The organism is Aeromonas sp. FDAARGOS 1404 (assembly GCF_019047085.1).
GTDB lineage: Bacteria > Pseudomonadota > Gammaproteobacteria > Enterobacterales > Aeromonadaceae > Aeromonas > Aeromonas veronii.
The window spans coordinates 917,896-936,898 of sequence record NZ_CP077237.1; the positions used below are offsets into that span (position 1 = coordinate 917,896).

The window sequence follows — 19,003 nt, forward strand, 5'->3', positions numbered from 1 at the left end:
CCCCCCATCCCCTATAGTGGCCACCAGTTTCAATGGCGCAGATTGTTATGACCCTCTCCCTCGACCACATCCCCAACCAGCTTCGTCACGCCATCGACGAGTGCCGCCTGATCCAGATCCGTGGCCGGGTCACCCAGGTGACCGGCACCCTGCTCAAGGCGGTCGTCCCAGGGGTGCGGATCGGCGAGCTCTGCCATCTGCGCAACCCCGACAACACCCTCTCCCTGCAGGCAGAGGTGATCGGCTTTGCCCAGCATCAGGCGCTGCTCACCCCCCTTGGCGAGATGTTCGGCATCTCCTCCAACACCGAAGTGAGCCCGACCGGTGCCATGCATCAGGTCGGGGTCGGCGAGCATCTGCTCGGCCAAGTGCTCGATGGCCTCGGTAACCCCTTTGGCGGTGGCCATCTGCCAGAGCCTGAGGCCTGGTATCCGGTCTATCGGGATGCGCCCGCTCCCATGAGCCGCAAACGCATCGCCGAGCCCATTTCGCTCGGTATTCGCGCCATCGACGGCCTGCTCACCTGCGGTGAGGGGCAACGGATGGGGATCTTCGCGGCCGCCGGTGGTGGCAAGAGCACCCTGCTGGCGTCGCTTATTCGCAGCGCCGAGGTGGATGTCACCGTGCTGGCGCTGATCGGTGAGCGGGGCCGTGAGGTGCGCGAATTTATCGAAGCGGATCTGGGGGAAGAGGGGCTCAAGAAGGCTGTGCTGGTGGTGGCCACTTCGGATCGCCCCGCCATGGAGCGGGCCAAGGCGGGCTTTGTCGCCACCTCCATCGCCGAGTATTTCCGCGATCAGGGCAAGCGGGTACTGCTGCTGATGGACTCCGTCACCCGCTTTGCCCGTGCCCAGCGGGAGATTGGTCTGGCCGCTGGCGAACCGCCAACCCGACGGGGCTATCCGCCGTCGGTGTTTGCCGCCCTGCCCCGCCTGATGGAGCGGGCCGGTCAGTCAGACAAGGGCTCCATCACCGCCCTCTATACCGTACTGGTGGAGGGGGATGACATGACAGAGCCGGTCGCTGACGAGACCCGCTCCATCCTCGATGGCCACATCATCCTGTCGCGCAAACTGGCGGCGGCCAACCACTACCCGGCCATCGACGTGCTGCGCTCCGCCAGCCGGGTGATGAACCAGATCATCGAGCCCGAGCATCAGGCTCAGGCCGGTCGACTGCGCAGCTGGCTGGCGAAATATGAAGAGGTGGAGCTGTTGCTGCAGATCGGCGAATACCAGAAAGGGCAGGACAAGGTAGCCGATGAGGCGATCGCCCGCATCGAGACTATTCACCAGTGGCTCAGGCAAGGCACCCATGAACCCAGCTCACTGCCGGAAGCCCTCTCGACTCTGGAGGCGCTGACCCGATGATTGGCCGCCTGCAACGAATAAAAGACCTGCGGCTGGATCGGGCCGAGCAGCAGCTCGCCGCCCAGCAGGCTCGGGTACAACTCGCCCGCGTTCGCCAACGCGAAGCGGAGCAGGAGAGTCTCGACTATCGCCAGTGGCGCCTTGCCGAAGAGGAGCGGCTATTTGCCATCTGTCAGGCGGAGCAACTCGATCGCAAGGGGCTCAAGGCGTGGCAACAGCAAGTGGCGCTGCTGCGGGAGAAAGAGGCCCAGCTTGAACAAACTGCCGCCGAGCAGGCCGAGCGGGTCGCCGAAGAGCGCATCCGCTTGCAGGAGCGCCAGCAGGCGGTACACCGAGCCCGCCAGCAGCAACAGAAATTTGCCGAACTACACCGTCAGGAGCAGGCCTCACAGCAAGCCCTGCGTGACTACAACGAAGAGCAGGAACAGGAAGAGTTCCGCCAGCAGATCAGGATGTAACGAGTCATGAACCGAATCCTCCCGATACAGGGCACAGTGACAGCCCGGGGCGACACCCAGATGGCTGAAGCCAATCGGTCGCAACAGCAGCGTTTCGAGCAGGCAATGCGGCTTGAAGCGGAACAAAAGGCACCCGACAAGTACAGGGCGAATGGCCAGAGCAAGACCCAGGAGCCTCGGCCTCAGCAACTATTACAGACACAACAGCTCATCACAAGAAAGGCATCCGGTTTATCCACCTTCCCGGAGGTGACCGAACGTGACCAGAAGGAAATCGAGAGCAAAAGATCGCAGCAAGTGCGGGATGCACAAGACAACGTGCACGAGGGCGGAACCAGAGATGTGGCGCTACCCGCCCCGGAAAACGCCTGTTCAGTGCCTTCATCAATGTTGAATACACCGGCCCCTCGCCCCCTCCTCGAGGGAGCTGGAGATTGGGCACCAGAGAGCGCTCTGTCAGCGATACCCTCTTTGATGAAAGAGCCATTGCACCACCCCGAGCAAAAAGAGAGTGGCTCGCGACAACATGATCTACAAACAATCGGGATCGCAGCAGGTATGGCGCTGCCGCAGAGCTCAGATCAAGCCCCCCTTCAACAAGGTGAAGCCTCTCTTGCCCAAGTCTTCGAATTCGCCGAACGAAAGGTCTCCAACAGCGACACTGACATCAATGCGCTCACTCTGAATGACGAGATACCCGAAGCCAGCGGTCAACCGATCCCCACACAGGTGAAAACCCCCGGGGATCTGCAGCTCGCCCGACTGGCTCCAGCCGAAAACAACCGGGAGCTGGGTCAGCTGCTGGAGCGACTGGCGGTGGATATCTATCAGGAGCTGGGCCGCTCGGAGCGTCCGCCGCTGCTGCGCCTGACGTTGCCACAGCTGGGCGATCTCTCCATTCGCATCGCTCACCACCATGGCGAGTTGCAGATCGAGATCCTCGCCACGGCGCAAGGAGAGCTGCTGCTCAATCAGGGGCGCAGCGATCTGGTCGACCGCCTGCAACGGCTCTACCCCGGCGAGCGGGTCGCCCTCGATCTCTTCGGCCAGCCCGACAGTGAGCAGGGCTCGCGCCATAAACGATCCATCTACGAAGAGTGGGATGCCGACGCATGACACCGATTCCCCTCACCTCCGCCTCGCTGGCGGAGTTGACTTTACAGCAGACCCTGAGCCAATACCGCCAGCACTTTGGCTGGAGTGGCGGCGAGCTTCTCCTCGCCATCGGTTTGCCGCCTGCGACGCTCGATACCCGGCTGCAACTGCAGTGGCAGGGGCTCTCTCTGCCGCTGTTGTGCCACGGTGCCGAGCTGGCGCACTGGCTGGCGCCGGATCTACAACAGGCGGCGCTGTTCAGCCTGCCCGAGCCACTGCAACTGGCGTTGATCGAACGACTGGGACAACCCCTCGGTGGCCTCACCTGCTCGGCGCTGACCCGACCGGAGAGTAACGTCCAGACCGATGAGCCCGCCCTGCAACTGCTGTTGCAACGGGAGGGGGCCAGTCTCGCTCTGTGGCTGCCGCAGCCCGAGCCTCTGCTGAGCAAGTTGCCACCAAGGCCACGGCAGCAGCGGTTGCCGCTGCCCCTCACCCTCTCCCTGCTGTGGGGCGAGATGGAGCTGATCATGGATGAGCTCGCTACCCTCGCTATCGGCGATGTGCTGCTGCCGCCACCCCATCCGCAACTCGGCCAGCAACTGCTGATCTGCGTGGAGGGTCGCCCCTTTGCCTACTGCCAACCCCATCAACAACATCTGGAATTGACTGCCATGCATAATGCTGCCTCCGCTGAACCCTTCGGCCCGACCGAACTGGATCAACTGCCGATCCAGGTGAGCTTCGAAGTGGGCCGCCAGACGCTGGACTGGCATACCCTCACCAGCCTGCAACCGGGCGCCCTGATCGATCTTGGCACGCCCCTCGATGGCGAAGTGCGCATCATCAGCAACGGCCATTCGCTGGGAGTGGGCCGACTGGTGGAGATCCAGGGGCGCCTGGGGGTAAGGGTCGAACACCTCGACAACGAGTCACAGTCATGATCCAGTTGCCAGACGAGCTAAACCTTATCGTCGGGCTGGCGCTGCTGGCCCTGCTCCCCTTTATCGCCGTGATGGCCACCTCCTTCGTCAAGCTGGCGGTGGTCTTCTCGCTGCTGCGCAACGCCCTCGGGGTGCAGCAGATCCCCCCCAACATGGCGATGTACGGGCTGGCGATCATTCTCAGCATTTATGTGATGGCGCCGGTCGGCTTTGCCACCCAGGATTACCTGCGCCAGAACGAGGTGTCGCTGGCGAAAGCCGAATCTGTGGAAAAGTTCCTCGATGAGGGGATTGCCCCCTACCGCGACTTTTTGAAAAAGCAGATCAAACCGCGGGAGCACGCCTTCTTTATCGACAGCACCAAGCAGCTCTGGCCCAGCAAATATGCCGACCGGCTGGAGCCCGACAGCCTGCTGATCCTGCTGCCCGCCTTTACCGTGAGCGAGCTGAGCCGCGCCTTCGAAATCGGCTTTCTGATCTACCTGCCTTTTATCGCCATCGACCTCATCATCTCCAACATCCTGCTGGCGATGGGGATGATGATGGTCTCCCCCATGACCATCTCGCTGCCCTTCAAGCTGCTGCTGTTCGTGCTGCTCGATGGCTGGGCCCGCCTGACCCACGGGCTGGTCATCAGTTACGGAGGTTAGGATGAGTCACGCCGATATCCTTCACTTCACCAGCCAGGCGCTCTGGCTGGTGCTGATCCTCTCGATGCCACCTGTGCTGGTGGCGGCGCTGGTGGGCACCCTTGTCTCTTTGCTGCAGGCGCTGACCCAGATCCAGGAGCAGACCCTGGGCTTTGTCGCCAAGCTGATCGCCGTGGTGATCACCCTGTTTGCCACCACCGCCTGGCTGGGTAACGAGCTCTACAGCTTTGCCGATATGGTGTTGTTCAAGGTGCCGCAGATCCAATGACACTGGAGAGCCTGCAGGCCCAGATGCTGGCCTATACCTTGCTGCTGCCGCGCTTTATCAGCTGCTTCGTGATGCTGCCGGTGCTGAGCAAACAGATGCTGGGAGGGGCGATGATCCGCAACGGCGTGGTCTGCTCGCTGGCACTCTACGCCTACCCCACGGTCGCCGACACCTTGCCGGATCAGCTCGACGGCATGGCGCTGGCCATGCTGATCGCCAAGGAGGTGCTGCTCGGCCTGCTGATCGGCTTTGTCGCCGCCATCCCCTTCTGGGCCATCGAGGCGAGCGGTTTTCTGATCGACAACCAACGCGGTGCCGCCATGGGGTCCCTGTTCAACCCGAGTCTCGGCAGCCAGACCAGTCCCACCGGCCTGCTGCTGACCCAGACCCTGATCACCCTCTTCTTTGCCAGCGGCGCCTTTCTCGCCCTGCTGGCCGCCCTGTTCCAGAGCTACATCAGCTGGCCGGTGGCGCATTTTTTCCCCACCATCGACGAGCAGTGGGTCAACTTTTTCTACGGCCAGTTCAGCCATATGTTGCTACTCTGCGCTTTGCTGGCGGCGCCGCTCTTAATCGCCATGTTTCTGGCCGAATTCGGGCTGGCGCTGATCAGCCGCTTCGCCCCTTCACTTAACGTCTTCGTGCTGGCGATGCCGATAAAAAGCGCCGTCGCCAGCCTGTTGCTGGTCATCTACATCAAGCTGATGATGGATCACGCCTATCAACAGGTGCTGGCAGTGATGGATCCGCTGCAACTGCTGATCCCCATTCTGGAGGCGCGATGAGCGGCGAGAAGACCGAACAACCCACCCCCAAAAAGTTGCGGGATGCCCGCCAGAAGGGGCAAGTGGTCAAGAGCAAGGAGGTGGTCTCCACCGTCATCATCCTCAGTCTGGTAGGCATGCTGATGGCGATGTCCGACTACTACCTCGAACATCTGGGCAAGCTGATGATGATCCCGGAGTCCCACATCAACCTCCCCTTTACCCAGGCGCTCAACCATGTGGTGGAGAACCTGATGCAGGAGATGGCCTATCTCTGCATTCCGCTCCTCGCGGTCGCGGTGCTGGTGGTACTCGCCTCCCACTTCGCACAGTACGGTTTTCTGCTGAGCGGTGAGTCCATCAAGCCCGACATCAAGAAGATCAATCCGGTGGAGGGGGCCAAGAAGATCTTCTCCATCAAGAGCCTGATGGAGTTCGTCAAATCACTGCTCAAGGTGAGTCTCCTGAGCCTCTTGGTGTGGGTCACCATAAAGGGCAATCTGCAGGCGATGCTCCAGTTGCCCGGCTGCGGCATGAGCTGCATCACCCCGGTGCTGGGAGGCATGCTGGGCCAGCTGATGGCGGTCTGCGCCATGGGCTTTGTGGTGATCGCCATCGCTGACTACGCCTTCGAACACTACCAGCACATCAAGCAGCTCAAGATGAGCAAGGACGAGGTGAAGCGGGAGTACAAGGAGATGGAGGGGAGCCCCGAGATCAAGAGCAAGCGCCGCCAGTTCCATCAGGAGTTGCAGTCGAGCAACATGCGCGCCGACGTCAAGCGCTCCTCGGTCATCGTCGCCAACCCGACCCATATCGCCATCGGTATCCGCTACGAGCGGGGAGAAACCCCGCTGCCGGTGGTGACCCTCAAATTCACCGATGCCCAGGCGCTGCAGGTGCGCAAGATTGCCGAAGAGGAGGGGATCCCTGTGCTGCAACGCATTCCACTGGCCCGAGCCCTCTATCGGGATGCCCAGCTCAACAACTACATTCCCGCCGACCAGATCGAGGCAACTGCCGAGGTTCTGCGCTGGCTGGAGCAGTGGCGCCAGAGCGAAGGGCCACAGTGGTAGGGCAGCACGCTGCCCGACTGGCCAAACAAACTGCGCAACACGCGAAAAACTGACAAATCCCCGACCGCTCCCTGATATAGCGCGCCGTCACGGCTCGGTATCATCCCCTTATCGTCAACCCTGTCGGGAATCACATCATGGCCTTACCAGCAATCGGTGGACACATTCACCTCAACCGCCCAGCCTCACCCCAACAGACAGAGGCCAGCCCGCTGCTGGCCAAGGGTAACAAGCTGTTCGAACAATCCGTCAAGCGTGGCATCGGCCACTTCCAGAGCAGCGATCTCAAGCAGGTCATCAGCGCCCTGCGCCAGTTGCAAAGCGCCCCCGATAGCGGCAAAGCGCAGCGGGTGCAGGATGCGATCCAGCACTGGGAGCAGCACCACCCCAAAGAGGTGGCTGCACGTGGCGCTCGTCTGACCGAACTGAAACAGGCGCTGGCCGAACAGGGCGCTATCACCAGAGCCGCCCCGCGACATGAACCGAAAGTGATGGCGGGTGGCACCCAGGCCCTGCTGCAAAAGAGCATGGCCGGACTGGAAAAACTGGGCAGCTACGCCTGTACCGACGCCCAGACCTTTGTCCAGCCGAACAACCCGAGCTATCAGAAGATCATCGGCAAACTCAACGCCTTCGGACAGGATCCCCAGCGCCTGGCGGCCAACCAGCGCGCCAACAACAGCGCCAATATGGCCGCCATCCAGATCACCAGAAACAAGCAGCCACTCTCGTTGCGCACCATGGAAAACATCGCCAAAGCGGTGGATGACGCCAAGGCCGGTTGCTGCTCGACCCTGGCCTATTCGGCGGCGGCCGAACTGCTGCGCCACAACAGTGACCAGCGGATCGAAGTGCTGGCCCATCGTGGTGCACAAGGTCACGCCCAGACCCACTGCTTTGTGGTGATTGGCCGCGCCGAGGGGAGTGAACTCACCAAGCCGGAAAGCTGGGGGCCACACGCCAAGGTAGTCGACCCCTGGGCCGCCACCATAGGGGCGCCACTGGTCGGTACCCCTGCCCGCCCCCCTATCGCCAACCTGTGGCCGCCCACAGAGTCGGTCTTTGATAACACCCATCGGGAGGATTAATGATGTTCCATGCCATGCTATCAACCCTCGTTCGCCAGCTAACCCTGCCGCAGGAGTGCCTGCACGAAGAGGGGCTGGATCTGCAGGCGGGCCCCTTCAGCCTCCATATTCGCGAGCGGGATCAACTGGTGACCCTGTTTATCCCGCTGGGGAATATCCAGCCCCCCTCCCTCGCCGCCATGGCCGACTGGCCTGTGCTGCAACTCAGTAGAGACAGCGAGCAGAGCACCCTGCTCTGGTGTCGCGAGTGGCTGGACAAGCTGGATGTGGATCTCCTGACCGATATGGTCAGCCGCATGCTGCATCAGGCTGAAGCCCTGACCCAAGGCACTGCACTAGCAGCTACCGAGCTCAGCGAGCCCGCAATCGAACCAGCCATGTCACGCCCGAACTGCGCTATCCCGACGACCATTCGCGCCTGATATCAGCGTCTGCTCATAAGGGAAAACAGCGCAACCAGAACGGGGCCATCACTGATGGCCCCGTTATGTTTCTCATGTTGAATGGATTTGCTCTACCCCACCTCCCCCAGCGCGCCGATCAGGGCGTCGAGTCCTTGATCGACCTTCGAGCGCGGGCAGCCGACGTTGAGGCGGATATAGCCTGTGCCTTCGGGGCCGTAGGTGTCGCCGCGCATGATGGCGACCCGGTATTTCTCCACCAGCAAGGCTTGCAGCGCATCCATCCGTTTGGTGGAGTCGATGCCAAGACCGCGCAGGTCAATCCAGGCGAGATAGGTTCCCTCGGGCACCCGATAGTCGATGGCGGGGAAGGCGGCGTTGAGCCGCGCCTCCACATGGGCGAGGTTGCCGTGCAGATAGGATTTGAGCGCATCGAGCCAGGCAGCGCCGTCCCGATAGGCGCTGATATGGGCCAACACTCCGAGAATGGGCGGCGATGAGAGGCCGTGGGCCGCCTTGAGCCGCTGCAGATAGGCGGCCCGCGCCCCGGCGTTGGCAATAAAGGCGTAGGCGCCGCCAAGGGCGGGAATATTGAAGGATTTGGAGCCCGAGCTTACCAGCGCCCAGTGATCGTCCGGCGCTACTTCGCTCCACGGCAGGTAGCGGGCAAAACTCACATCCATATGGATGTCGTCCGAGATGACCTTGACCCCGTGGTGCTGACAGATGGCGGCCATCCGGCAAAGTTCATCCCGCGTCCAGACCCGGCCAGTGGGGTTGTGGGGGCTGCAGAGCAGCAAAATCCGGCAATCGGGGCGGGCTGCCTGTTGCTCGAAACATTCCCAGTCGACTTGGTAGCTCCCCTCTGCTTTTTTGAGCGGACAGGGCAGCAGCACCCTGTCGTTGGCGGTCAGCATATTGCCGAAGGCATCGTATGCGGGGGTATGCACCAGCACGCCCTCCCCCGGCGCCGACCAGAGGCTCACCAGCTGGGCAATCACATAGATGACCGAGGGGCCGTAAACCAGCGTCTCGGGGTCGAGGCTCGCGCTGTAGCGGTGGGCAAACCAGTCGCTCACCGCCCCCTTGAAGTCGTCGTGATTCCAGCGGCTATAGCCAAATACTCCGTGCTCAAGGCGGGCTGCCAGGGTCTGGCGAATGCAGGGGGCGGTCTCGAAATCCATGTCGGAGATGGTAAAGGGGAGCAGGTCGGCGTGGCCAAAACGGTCGGCCACATAGTCCCACTGGGTGCAGTAGGTGCCGTGGCGGTCGACCACGCGGTCGAAGTCATAAATATCGTGCATGAAGTTTCTCCCTCCATAAACAGGAGACATATTGGGAGAGGCAAACAAGGGGGGCTTGCGCCCCCCGTTCGGATTTTATTGGCCGGTTCAGGCCCCCATCAGGCTCTTCAGCTGGTTTTTCACCAGATGCACCTGCGGGCCAATCACCACCTGCAGGTTGTGCTCGTCGAGCTTGATCACCCCGATGGCGCCGTTTGCTTTCAGTACCTTGTCATCGACCCGGCTCATGTCCTGCACCGACATCCGCAGGCGGGTGATGCAGTTATCGAGCGCCAGAATGTTATCGGCGCCGCCCAGGGCGTTGAGGATAATTTCACCGTTGTAACCGCTGTTGCCGGCCTTCTTGCCCGCGGGCTGGGCAGTCTCGCTGGTTTCAATCTCGCGGCCGGGGGTTTTCAGGTTAAAGCGCACGATGGCGAAGCGGAACACGCTGTAGTAGATGGCAAACCAGATAGCGGCCGCGACCGGCACCAGATACCACTTGGTGGCGGTGCCCTGCAGCACGCCGAACACCAGAAAATCGATGAGGTTGCCGTCGGTGTTGCCGATGGTGACGCCAAGCAGCCCCATGGTCATAAAGCCCAGACCGGTCAGGATGGCGTGAATGACGTAGAGCACCGGTGCCACAAACAGGAACAGGAACTCCAGCGGCTCTGTGATGCCGCCGATGACGCAGGCCACCACACCGGAGACCAGCAGCGCCTTGATCTTGCCGCGATTTTCCGGACGGGCACAGTGATACATGGCGAGCGCCGCACCCGGCAGGCCGCCGAGGAAGGCAGGCATCTTGCCCTGCGAGAGGAAGGAGGTGGCAGAGACCGAGAAGCCGGAAGTGTCGGCGCAAGAGAGCTCGGCGTAGAAGATATTGAGGGCGCCGCTCACCTCGTGACCGCATACCAGCTGGGTGCCGCCCGCTTCGGTAAAGCGGATCAGCGCCACCAGAATGTGGTGCAGACCGAGCGGCAGCAGCAGGCGCTCACCGGTACCGAACAGGAAGGGGCCGAAGGGACCGGCGTGGGAGATGAGCGCCCCGATGCCATTGATACCGGCAGCAAACCAGGGCCAGACGAACGGCACGACCAGACCGACCACACCCAGCACCAGCGCGGTGATGATGGGCACGAAGCGGGCACCGCCGAAGAAGGCGAGCGCATCGGGCATCTTGTAGGTGTAGAAACGGGCGTGGAGCTTCGCGACGATCACCCCGACGATGATGGCCCCCAGAATCCCGGTGTCGATGGAGCTGATGCCGAGGATCGATTTCACCCCGTAGGCCTTCTCCGCCGCCCCGTCACCGATGACGTTGGCCACGGTGAGGTAGAAGTTGATGGAGAGGTTGAGCGCCGCATAGCCGACGAAACCGGCAAAGGCCGCGACCCCCTTCTCTTCTCGCGCCAGCCCGAGCGGAATGGCCACCGCAAACATCACCGGCAGGTAGATAAAGGCCACCAGCCCCACCTTGGTCATCCAGAGGAACAGCAGTTGCAGCACGGTATTGTCGAGGAAGGGCATGCTCTGCTTGACCGCATCGCTGGTGAGCGAGCTGCCGACACCGAGCAAAATGCCCGAGAAGGCCAGCAGGGCAACCGGCAACATAAAGGTCTTGCCGAGGCTCTGCAGGAACTCCCAGATAGTGGATTTGGCTTGAGGCTTGGCCATGAAACGGCTCCTTGTGAATAGACAGCAATATCTGCGGCTGCCCTCCCCCGCTCGAGGCAATCTCGAAGCAATCTCGAAGCAAAAGGCGCGGGTTGGCATCAGGTTTTGCCGGATGATAAAACGTTTTATCAATTTACAAGTGCCGACAGGATCACAGAATAAGGGGGCTGGCTGGCAGCAGGATCCAAATTTGTGAGCCGGATCGGCCCAATGGTGATGTAACGTTTCACTTGGCAACCCAAGCAGGTATGCTGGGGCCTCGCTCTCAACATGCCATCGTCCGTTCGCCCTATGTCGCCCAAATCCCTCTCTGCCAAAGCCACCAAGATCACCGATGTCGCCCAGCGGGCGGGAGTGTCGGTCACCACCGTCTCCATGGTGCTCAACGGCAAGGGGCGCATCTCCCCGGCCACCGCCGAGCGGGTGCAACAGGCGATAAAAGAGCTCGACTACGTACCCAACAGCGCCGCCGCCAACCTGCGCAGCCAGCAATCCAACCTGGTGGGGCTGATCCTGCGCGACATCACCGACCCCTTCTATACCGAGGTGACCGCCGGGGTGAGCGAGGTGCTGGAGCAGCAGGGCTATCTGCTGTTTCTGACCCAGTGCGGCCACAGCGCGGAGCGGCTGCAGCAGAGCATCCACTCCCTGTCACGCCAAGGGGTGGCGGGCATCATCTTCAATCCGGTGCGCGGCGCGGCGGCCAAAACCCTGGAGACCCTGCTCGACTCCGAGCTGCCGGTGGTGTGCGCCGCCCGCTCCTACTATCGCGATGACGTGGACTTTATCGGCCCCGACAATACCCACGCCGCCAAGCAGGCCACCACCTACCTGATCGAACAGGGCCACCGCCATATCGCCTACGTCGGCGGACGGGCCGACTCCCTCACCCGTGCCGAGCGGATCGGCGGCTACTGCGCCAGCCTGCTGCAATATGGCCTGCCCTTCAAACCGGAGTGGGTACTGGAGTGCGATCGCACCCAGCGCAGCGCCGCCGACACTATCGCCCAGCTGCTGCACCAGCACCCCAAGGTGACCGCCGTGCTCTGCCACTACCCCGAGGTGGCGCTCGGCGCCATCTATGGCGTCGAGGCGAGCGGCCGCACCGTGGGCAAGGACAACTACATCGGCCAGCAGGTGGCCCTGCTCGGTTTTGACGACGTGGCAGAGGCCGAACTCACCTCCCCCGCCCTCACCTTTGTCAGCTCACCGGCCCGCGAAATCGGCCGTCAGGCGGCAAGGCGCCTGCTGACCCGGATGCAGCAACCCGAACTCGCCCCCAACCGCCATATCATCACCCCCAACTTGCAGAAGCGAGAATCAGCCTGAGCTGGCTGGACAAGCCCGAGCTCACCCCACCCGCCATATCATCACCGCTCACCAGCAAACCGCAGAAGCGGGAGTCGGCCTGAACTGGCTGGGCAAGCATGCAGCAGCGCAAAACGTGAGCCTGCTCACTGCGCCGGCAAGGAAAGATTGAGAGCCAAGTGGAGAGGCATATGATGGGTGCCTCCCTCTCTTCACGAGCCTTTTATGAGCAACCCGCACGACCAGAACCCGCCGAGTGAAATCCATCGCTGTGACAAATGCAGGGAGCGTACCCGCCATATCGTGGTGCTGGTCGCCCGCGATCACAGCCAGGACATCATGCCCAAGGATCCGCGCAAAACCTTCTGGCAAGCCTTTCGCTCCAGCAGCCTGACCAATGCGGTATTCGGCCAGACCCTCGCCTATCAGGCCACCCATGTAAAACATCTAATTTGCGAACGCTGCGGGGAGAAGTTTCTGGAGTATTGAGTGGCGGTAGTACCTAGCAGGAGATGGAGCTCTGCCTGCTATCGCCGTACCAAGCGGACAGATAGCAGCCACTTAATAAGTAATTTATTGATCTCTGGCAGGTTTTTGCCCGACTGCGGTTTTACCCTGCTCCTCTCTCGATTAATATGCCCCACTTGGCAACCACTCTTGCAGAGATAACCCTGTGCAGCCGTTTCGCCATCCACCACATCGCCGGATAACCACAGCGGGCTGGAGGCTGTAATCCACGGGCGGTAGCGTGGGTTTTGTAGGTTGACGCAGAGCGAAGCTCAACAAGCTAGATATTGATAAAACATTCACGAACGTCCGATTACGCTGCACTAATCAAACCTACGGGCTTTCTCGTATAGTTAGTCCGATACGCCTTCGACTCCACTCCCATTTTCAAGCCCTGTAATAGTGGTTTCAAGTGTACTGTAAACCTTATAAAAACTGTATTGCTAAAATCCCTGAATAACATTTCAGCACTTACAACCTAAACAACAAATATATCTAAAGATTATATTGTTGATATTTTAGATTAGAAATAGGAGATGGTTCGTGGGTAGCTATACCAATTTCATGACTGCTGTCATATGCAGAATGGTCAAGATCGCGCCTGTGTTTTTTAGCAAAAAAATGAACCTTGCTAGCAAGTTCTACTACGAAACAAAAGAATATCATGCACATAATACAGAACGTAAAACAAACAACATTATCACTCATTTCAGTCTACTTAACCCACAACTAAAATGGAAAGCAAAAGCCATCAGTAGTTTTTGTTCCATCACTCAAGACAACGCAATCAAAATAAAAGGCTGGAAGGTTAACAACAATTATTTAGATGATTCCTACGCCAAGAACTCCATGTTTAACAATGGATTTTTAAATGTAGGTTTTTTAACTGTCGGAAGTTCATCAAAAAGATATCATGTTGATGGATACATTCATCATCAAAGTGATTACATCGAAGCTTGCTCGATAAAAATAATTCATATAGATGGAGGCTTAGCCTTTTTAGCTCTATACTGGATTTTATCAAATAAAGCTACCGAATTATTAAAAGACATTGATGTTACAGATATTGAACCCGCGCAGATACAGTTTTTAAGCTGTAACCCATTTAGTACACAATTCGTATCATCAACCGTATCAGATCGATTCAGCTTGTCTGAAGAACGGTTGCTATCGAGACTTGAATTTTTACATAAAGAAATGCAATTGGCAGAAAGGCAGTTGTACAAGTTTTTTGGCATAAGTCAAACCGAAGCTCCTGTATATACAATGGATATACATATAGATGATATAAATCCATACTTTATTGATAAAATACCATCTCCAAAAGAAATAGATAATGATAACTGTAACACACACTTTATTAAACATTTCGATAAGTTCAATTTATCATTTAAAATTGATGATTTAAAAAGATGTTTATTCTCCTTTAATTATTTTAGGCAAAGATCAACTCTGCCTAAAATATCTCATCTATATATTGCATCCCAAACATCTGAAGAAATAGATGAACACCGACTCAATGACTTCTCAGTTCGTTTATTTTCACCAATCAACTCGCATCACATCTATCAATTCTTACATATTTGCGATGCCAGATTTAACCGTCTTGATCAAAAATATTGCCAGTCAATTATAGACACCTATAATGAAAGCCCTGATAAAAGTTACAATCACATTTATGATTCATACGTTGAAGTATTGAAGATAGAGGAGTTACTTACTGCTATAATCGCAACAAAACTTGATTTCATGCATTACAAGGATGATGACACGTTGGACTATGATCAGTTTTTTAAAAAGGCTAATTCATACTTGAATAATGTTCGTAAAATCAAGGCAAACCTAGAATTAAAAAAGCAAGCATCCAATGAAAAAGTACAATCTGCAAATTTATCATATCAAAAGAGAATGTCTTGGTTCGTCGCCATTCTAGCAATCATACAAATATGGCTGGCAGTTTCCTTCCAACAAATTTCAAACTTCATCAATTGGATTTTATCGTTTGAAATTTCTTAGTCATAAACGAAAAATGAAATGATGACATTAACTGTACAGCCCGTAGGTTCGAATAGCGAAGCGTATTCGGACATTTTCACCATCACCTCTACTTTCCAGCCTCCAGATATCTGTTCCAGAAAAGAGCACTCATAGATGAAACGAATTCTGATTATTGGCAACTCGGGATCAGGCAAGAGCTGGTTGGCGGCTCGATTGACTGAGGGGTTAACTATCCGCGAGGTCAATCTGGACACCATTGTCTGGCAACCGGGTGGGTTTAACAAAAAACGGCCCCAGCATGAGATTGACCATACCATTCAAACACTTGCTCAAGAGCCCTCATGGGTGGTCGAAGGGGTATTTGGTGCCCTGGCCGAGCAACTGTTTGATGCCGCTGATACCCTGCTTTTTCTGGATCTCGACTGGTCTGTATGCCGAGATTCACTGCTATCACGTGGATCACAAAGTTCCAAGCAACGGGATGCAGTGGCAGCGGAAACGAACTTTCAACAACTGCTGGTGTGGGCATCGGAATATGGGCAGCGAGCCGGCAAAAGCTCCCGCCAATTCCATCAAGAGCTGTTTGATCGATTCCCAAACGACAAGCACCGTTTCACGACTCGCACAGAGGTAAATAGCTATCTCACCCAACTGACCACTCATAGCTAACGGGGTAGAGGATGACGCAACAGGAGTTGACGAAAATGGGGGGCGCTTCGGTAAATATCCAGCTGCTGGATGGCAAGCCCTGTATCAGAAAAAGCTGCGCATCGCCTGTCGAGCGCCATTTCTACCAACGCGCCGCACTGCATTTGAGCGGGCTCAACACTCCTTCCCTGCTCAAGGTCGAAGGGGAGGCCCTGTTCCTTGAGCAGATCCCTCATCCGGTCACGCTCACGCAGCTGCACCACAACGAACAGACCTTTGCTCAGCTGGCCTGCCTGCATAACGCCAACTATCAGCCCGACTTTGCGGTGAAAACTCACGGCTGGTCGCTCGCCGACACCAACGAGGCGCTCTCTGTACTCTGCCTGCCGGAAGCGGTAAACGAGAAGATCCGCCATATCCAGCAAGTTGGTCACGAACTATTCGAGGAGTCATGCCTGATTTCGGGAGATAGCAATGAGGGCAACTGGGGCACCCGCGACAATGGTGAGCTGGTGTTGTTTGACTGGGAGCGATTTGGTTATGGCAGTCCGGCCATCGATCTGGCCCCGCTGGTGCCGCGGATGGGTTCGCTGGCTGAATATGAAACCATCATTGAACGCTATCTGCGCCACAGTTCGCTGCTCTCTGGCGACCGGTTGCTACGCCATCTCGTCATGGCCAAGTGCTGGCTGATTATTGAAGTCACCAATCTGTTGACCAGAAGGGAGAAGCCGCAGGCACAGCAATATCTGGAGTGGTATCGGCAACAAGTTCCCCACTGGCTGGAGTCGGTGGCGCATATTGTGTAATCCGTAGGTTCGAATAGCGGAGCGTATTCGAACGTTCGCGTTATCACCTCTCTCTTTTCAGCCATCCCTCTCTTGCCACCACACTTTCTTCCCAAACAACCCCCCTCTGCGCTCGCCCAACCAATGCGATTGGCCTCCTCCATCAGGCGCATAAAAATCCTAATCCGCCCGACGAAATGGCGACTTTTTGTGAGAAGGGTCACATCTGACGGCCCCGTTTAACCACATATAAATCCAGACCATGCTGATGATTAATTTATTGATATGGCGCATTACAAACCTGACGGCGAGCCTGACATCAATACATTTATCTGTTTTTAAAGAAAAAATGGATGACCGACTGAAAATGGCGAGTCCTGCCTGAAAACGGGATCTTCATCACATCGCGTTTTACTGCGCACAAAAATCCAGTGATTAGCACATTTGTCCGATAGGGAGGGGACGAGCGAGCCACGATAATGAACAGGTCATTTTTATCCAGTACGTCGATACGTACTCACGCATAGCTTCCGTCACCGGAAGCGGGGAGAGCGCCATGATCACCACCTTGATCAATGAACATCTGATCAACCTCGATTTGAAAGCGACGCGTAAGGAAGAGGTCTTCACCGAGATGGCCCGCCTGCTGGCGTCGCAAGGCAAGGTCAGCAACGAGCAGGCCTTTATCAAGGATCTGTGGGCCCGCGAAGAGCTGGGCAACACCGGCTTTGAAGAGGGCGTGGCCCTGCCCCACGCCAAGAGTGCGGCGGTATGCAATCCGGCGGTCGCCATCGGCATCAGCCGCAACGGCATCGAGTACGGCGCCGAAGATGGCAAGCCGTCCCATATTTTCTTTATGATCGCCTCCCCCGATGGCGGCGCCAACCACCATATCGAGGTGCTGGCCGAGCTCTCCGGCAAGCTGATCGAAGAGGGCTTTATCGCCAAGCTGCTGGCGGCCAACACCCCGGCCGATGCGCTGGCACTGCTGCTGGCCAAGAAAGAGGAAGCGGCTGCCGCACCTGCGGCCAACAAGGGGCTGATCATCGGTGTCACCGGCTGCCCGGCCGGTATCGCCCATACCTATCTGGCGGCCGAGTCGCTGGAGCGCGCCGCCAAGGAGCTGGGTTATGAGGTGAAGGTGGAGACTAACGGCTCCATCGGCGTCAAGAACAGCCCGACCGCAGACGAGATCGCCCGCGCCGCCGCCATCGTGGTGGCCTGCGACAAACAGGTGGACATGGCCCGCTTCGCTGGCAAACCCCTCATCAAGACCGGCGTAAAGGCCCCCATCAAGGATGGCAAGGGTCTGATTGAGCAGGCGCTGAAAGCCCCCGCCTATGTGGCGGACAAGGATGAGAAGAAGGGTGACGAGAAGCGCGCCAGCGGCGGCAGCTCGGATCTCTATCGCTACCTGATGAACGGCGTATCGCACATGATCCCGTTCGTAGTGACCGGTGGTCTGCTTATCGCCCTGTCACTGGCCATCGGCGGCAACCCGACCCCGAGCGGCATGCAGATCCCGGAAGGGAGCATGTGGAACCAGATCCTCAACGTGGGCGTGGCCGCCTTCACCCTGATGATCCCCATTCTGGCGGGCTATATCGCCTACGCCATCGGTGACCGTCCGGCTCTGGCCCCGGGCTTTATCGGCGGCTGGATCGCCAACAACGGCAGCTTCTACGGCGCTGATGCCGGTACCGGCTTTATCGGTGCCATCATTGCGGGCCTGTTGGTCGGCTATCTGGTGCGCTGGATTGCCACTCGTCAGTACCACAAGATGGTGCAACCGCTGGTACCGATCCTGATCGCCCCCATCGTCGGTTCCCTGTTTATTGCTGCGGTCTTTATCTTCATCATCGGCGCCCCGATTGCCGACATGATGACCGGCCTCAACGCCATGCTGCTCTCCATGAGCGGTGGCAGTCTGGTGCTGCTGGGTATCGTGCTGGGTGGTATGGCCGGCTTTGATATGGGTGGCCCGGTCAACAAGGTGGCCTTCCTGTTCTCCGTCGGCATGATCGCCTCCGGTCAGACCCAGTTTATGGGTGCCATGGCCTGCGCCATCCCGGCTGCCCCCCTTGGTATGTCGCTGGCTACCGTACTCGGTCGCAAGCTGGGTATCTTCGATGCCTCTGAAATCGAAGCGGGCAAAGCCGCTGGCGCCATGGGTCTGGTGGGTATCTCCGAAGGGGCGATTCCGTTCGCCGCCCGTGACCCGCTCGCCGTCATTCCGGCCAACGTGCTGGGCAGCATGACCGCAGCCGTGATGGCCTTCCTGTTCGGCATCACCAACAGCGTCGCCCACGGTGGCCCCATCGTGGCCCTGCTGGGTGCCGTCAACAAGCCGCTGCTGGCACTGCTCTGCATGATCTGCGGTGCCATCGTCACCGGCGTGGTCGCGGTTGCCCTGAAAAAGCTGCGGGTAAAAAAGAGTGACGAGGTGACCCTGGCCAAGGCGGCCTGAGTCCCCCCTCACCATCGAGGCTCCTAGACCATAAAAGAGGCCACCCCCGGGGTGGCCTCTTGTTTTTGGGATGGCTGGTGGGCCGTATTTCCCAAAATCGCCCCCCAAGAAATAGTGGTCGATAAGCACTCTTCCTCGTTTCTCCCTTCACCTCTCACCTTGCCTTTCCCTGGCTCCCTTCTGGCCTATCCATCCCACCAGCCCAGCCCA

General features: G+C 58.2%; 17 protein-coding genes and 1 pseudogene. 16 read left to right on the plus strand and 2 right to left on the minus strand.

All coding sequences use genetic code 11. The features are described from left to right. Positions 1-47 precede the first annotated feature (47 nt). The 10 genes and pseudogenes from ascN (at position 48) to I6L34_RS04125 (ending at position 8,135) form a co-directional block, all read left to right on the plus strand. A complete protein-coding gene (ascN, locus tag I6L34_RS04080; protein ID WP_216956882.1) occupies positions 48-1,370 on the plus strand; it encodes a SctN family type III secretion system ATPase AscN in 1,323 nt (440 codons plus the stop codon). Continuing rightward, the gene (gene ascO, locus I6L34_RS04085) at positions 1,367-1,828 is read left to right on the plus strand and encodes a type III secretion system central stalk protein AscO (RefSeq protein WP_058055778.1); all 462 of its coding nucleotides are present in this window, start codon (positions 1,367-1,369) and stop codon (positions 1,826-1,828) included. Before ascN ends, ascO begins: the two co-directional genes overlap by 4 nt. A 735-nt stretch (positions 1,829-2,563) precedes the next feature. Then, a pseudogene (gene ascP / locus I6L34_RS04090) lies at positions 2,564-2,944 on the plus strand (type III secretion system needle length determinant AscP); the annotation flags it as partial. Beyond that, complete coding sequence (gene ascQ, locus I6L34_RS04095) at positions 2,941-3,867, plus strand: SctQ family type III secretion system cytoplasmic ring protein AscQ (protein ID WP_216955829.1); 927 nt, start codon at positions 2,941-2,943, stop codon at positions 3,865-3,867. The pseudogene ascP and the gene ascQ, both read left to right, overlap by 4 nt. Further along, complete coding sequence (gene ascR / locus I6L34_RS04100) at positions 3,864-4,517, plus strand: SctR family type III secretion system export apparatus subunit AscR (RefSeq protein ID WP_005334585.1); 654 nt, start codon at positions 3,864-3,866, stop codon at positions 4,515-4,517. Before ascQ ends, ascR begins: the two co-directional genes overlap by 4 nt. A gap of 1 nt (position 4,518) precedes the next feature. Next, positions 4,519-4,785, plus strand: coding sequence for a SctS family type III secretion system export apparatus subunit AscS (gene ascS, locus I6L34_RS04105; RefSeq protein ID WP_005334586.1), 267 nt, complete (start codon positions 4,519-4,521; stop codon positions 4,783-4,785). Further along, complete coding sequence (gene ascT / locus I6L34_RS04110) at positions 4,782-5,570, plus strand: SctT family type III secretion system export apparatus subunit AscT (RefSeq protein ID WP_058055775.1); 789 nt, start codon at positions 4,782-4,784, stop codon at positions 5,568-5,570. Before ascS ends, ascT begins: the two co-directional genes overlap by 4 nt. Continuing rightward, a complete protein-coding gene (gene ascU, locus I6L34_RS04115; RefSeq protein WP_058055774.1) occupies positions 5,567-6,625 on the plus strand; it encodes a SctU family type III secretion system export apparatus subunit AscU in 1,059 nt (352 codons plus the stop codon). Before ascT ends, ascU begins: the two co-directional genes overlap by 4 nt. A gap of 137 nt (positions 6,626-6,762) precedes the next feature. Further along, on the plus strand, positions 6,763-7,713 hold the full coding sequence (locus I6L34_RS04120; RefSeq protein ID WP_058055773.1) for a hypothetical protein: 951 nt from the start codon (positions 6,763-6,765) through the stop codon (positions 7,711-7,713). After that, on the plus strand, positions 7,713-8,135 hold the full coding sequence (locus tag I6L34_RS04125) for a hypothetical protein (protein ID WP_058055772.1): 423 nt from the start codon (positions 7,713-7,715) through the stop codon (positions 8,133-8,135). The genes I6L34_RS04120 and I6L34_RS04125 overlap by 1 nt, the downstream gene beginning before the upstream one ends. 92 nt (positions 8,136-8,227) lie before the next feature. Here I6L34_RS04125 and I6L34_RS04130 read toward each other — a convergent pair whose 3' ends face one another. Together I6L34_RS04130 and malX are read right to left on the minus strand one after the other, a co-directional pair. Next, a complete protein-coding gene (locus tag I6L34_RS04130) occupies positions 8,228-9,418 on the minus strand; it encodes a MalY/PatB family protein (RefSeq protein ID WP_075114892.1) in 1,191 nt (396 codons plus the stop codon). An 87-nt stretch (positions 9,419-9,505) separates the two neighbouring features. Continuing rightward, a complete protein-coding gene (gene malX / locus I6L34_RS04135; RefSeq protein ID WP_216955831.1) occupies positions 9,506-11,077 on the minus strand; it encodes a maltose/glucose-specific PTS transporter subunit IIBC in 1,572 nt (523 codons plus the stop codon). A 291-nt stretch (positions 11,078-11,368) separates the two neighbouring features. Between malX and I6L34_RS04140 the strand changes: the two genes are divergently transcribed. The 6 genes from I6L34_RS04140 (at position 11,369) to I6L34_RS04165 (ending at position 18,793) form a co-directional block, all read left to right on the plus strand. Next, entirely contained in the window at positions 11,369-12,406 is a 1,038-nt protein-coding gene (locus I6L34_RS04140) for a Mal regulon transcriptional regulator MalI (protein WP_216955834.1), read from the plus strand. Between the two features lie 204 nt (positions 12,407-12,610). Next, positions 12,611-12,874 carry a hypothetical protein gene (locus I6L34_RS04145; protein ID WP_151285798.1) on the plus strand — a complete coding sequence of 88 codons (264 nt, stop codon included), beginning with the start codon at positions 12,611-12,613 and terminating at the stop codon, positions 12,872-12,874. Positions 12,875-13,435: 561 nt separating this feature from the next. Beyond that, the gene (locus tag I6L34_RS04150; RefSeq protein WP_216955837.1) at positions 13,436-14,908 is read left to right on the plus strand and encodes a hypothetical protein; all 1,473 of its coding nucleotides are present in this window, start codon (positions 13,436-13,438) and stop codon (positions 14,906-14,908) included. A gap of 135 nt (positions 14,909-15,043) precedes the next feature. Further along, on the plus strand, positions 15,044-15,559 hold the full coding sequence (locus tag I6L34_RS04155; RefSeq protein ID WP_151285800.1) for an AAA family ATPase: 516 nt from the start codon (positions 15,044-15,046) through the stop codon (positions 15,557-15,559). An 11-nt stretch (positions 15,560-15,570) separates the two neighbouring features. After that, positions 15,571-16,347: a phosphotransferase family protein gene (locus tag I6L34_RS04160; RefSeq protein ID WP_254202933.1), complete on the plus strand. Its 777-nt coding sequence runs from the start codon at positions 15,571-15,573 to the stop codon at positions 16,345-16,347. A 535-nt stretch (positions 16,348-16,882) separates the two neighbouring features. Beyond that, entirely contained in the window at positions 16,883-18,793 is a 1,911-nt protein-coding gene (locus tag I6L34_RS04165) for a fructose-specific PTS transporter subunit EIIC (protein WP_216955840.1), read from the plus strand. The last annotated feature ends 210 nt before the right edge of the window (positions 18,794-19,003 follow it).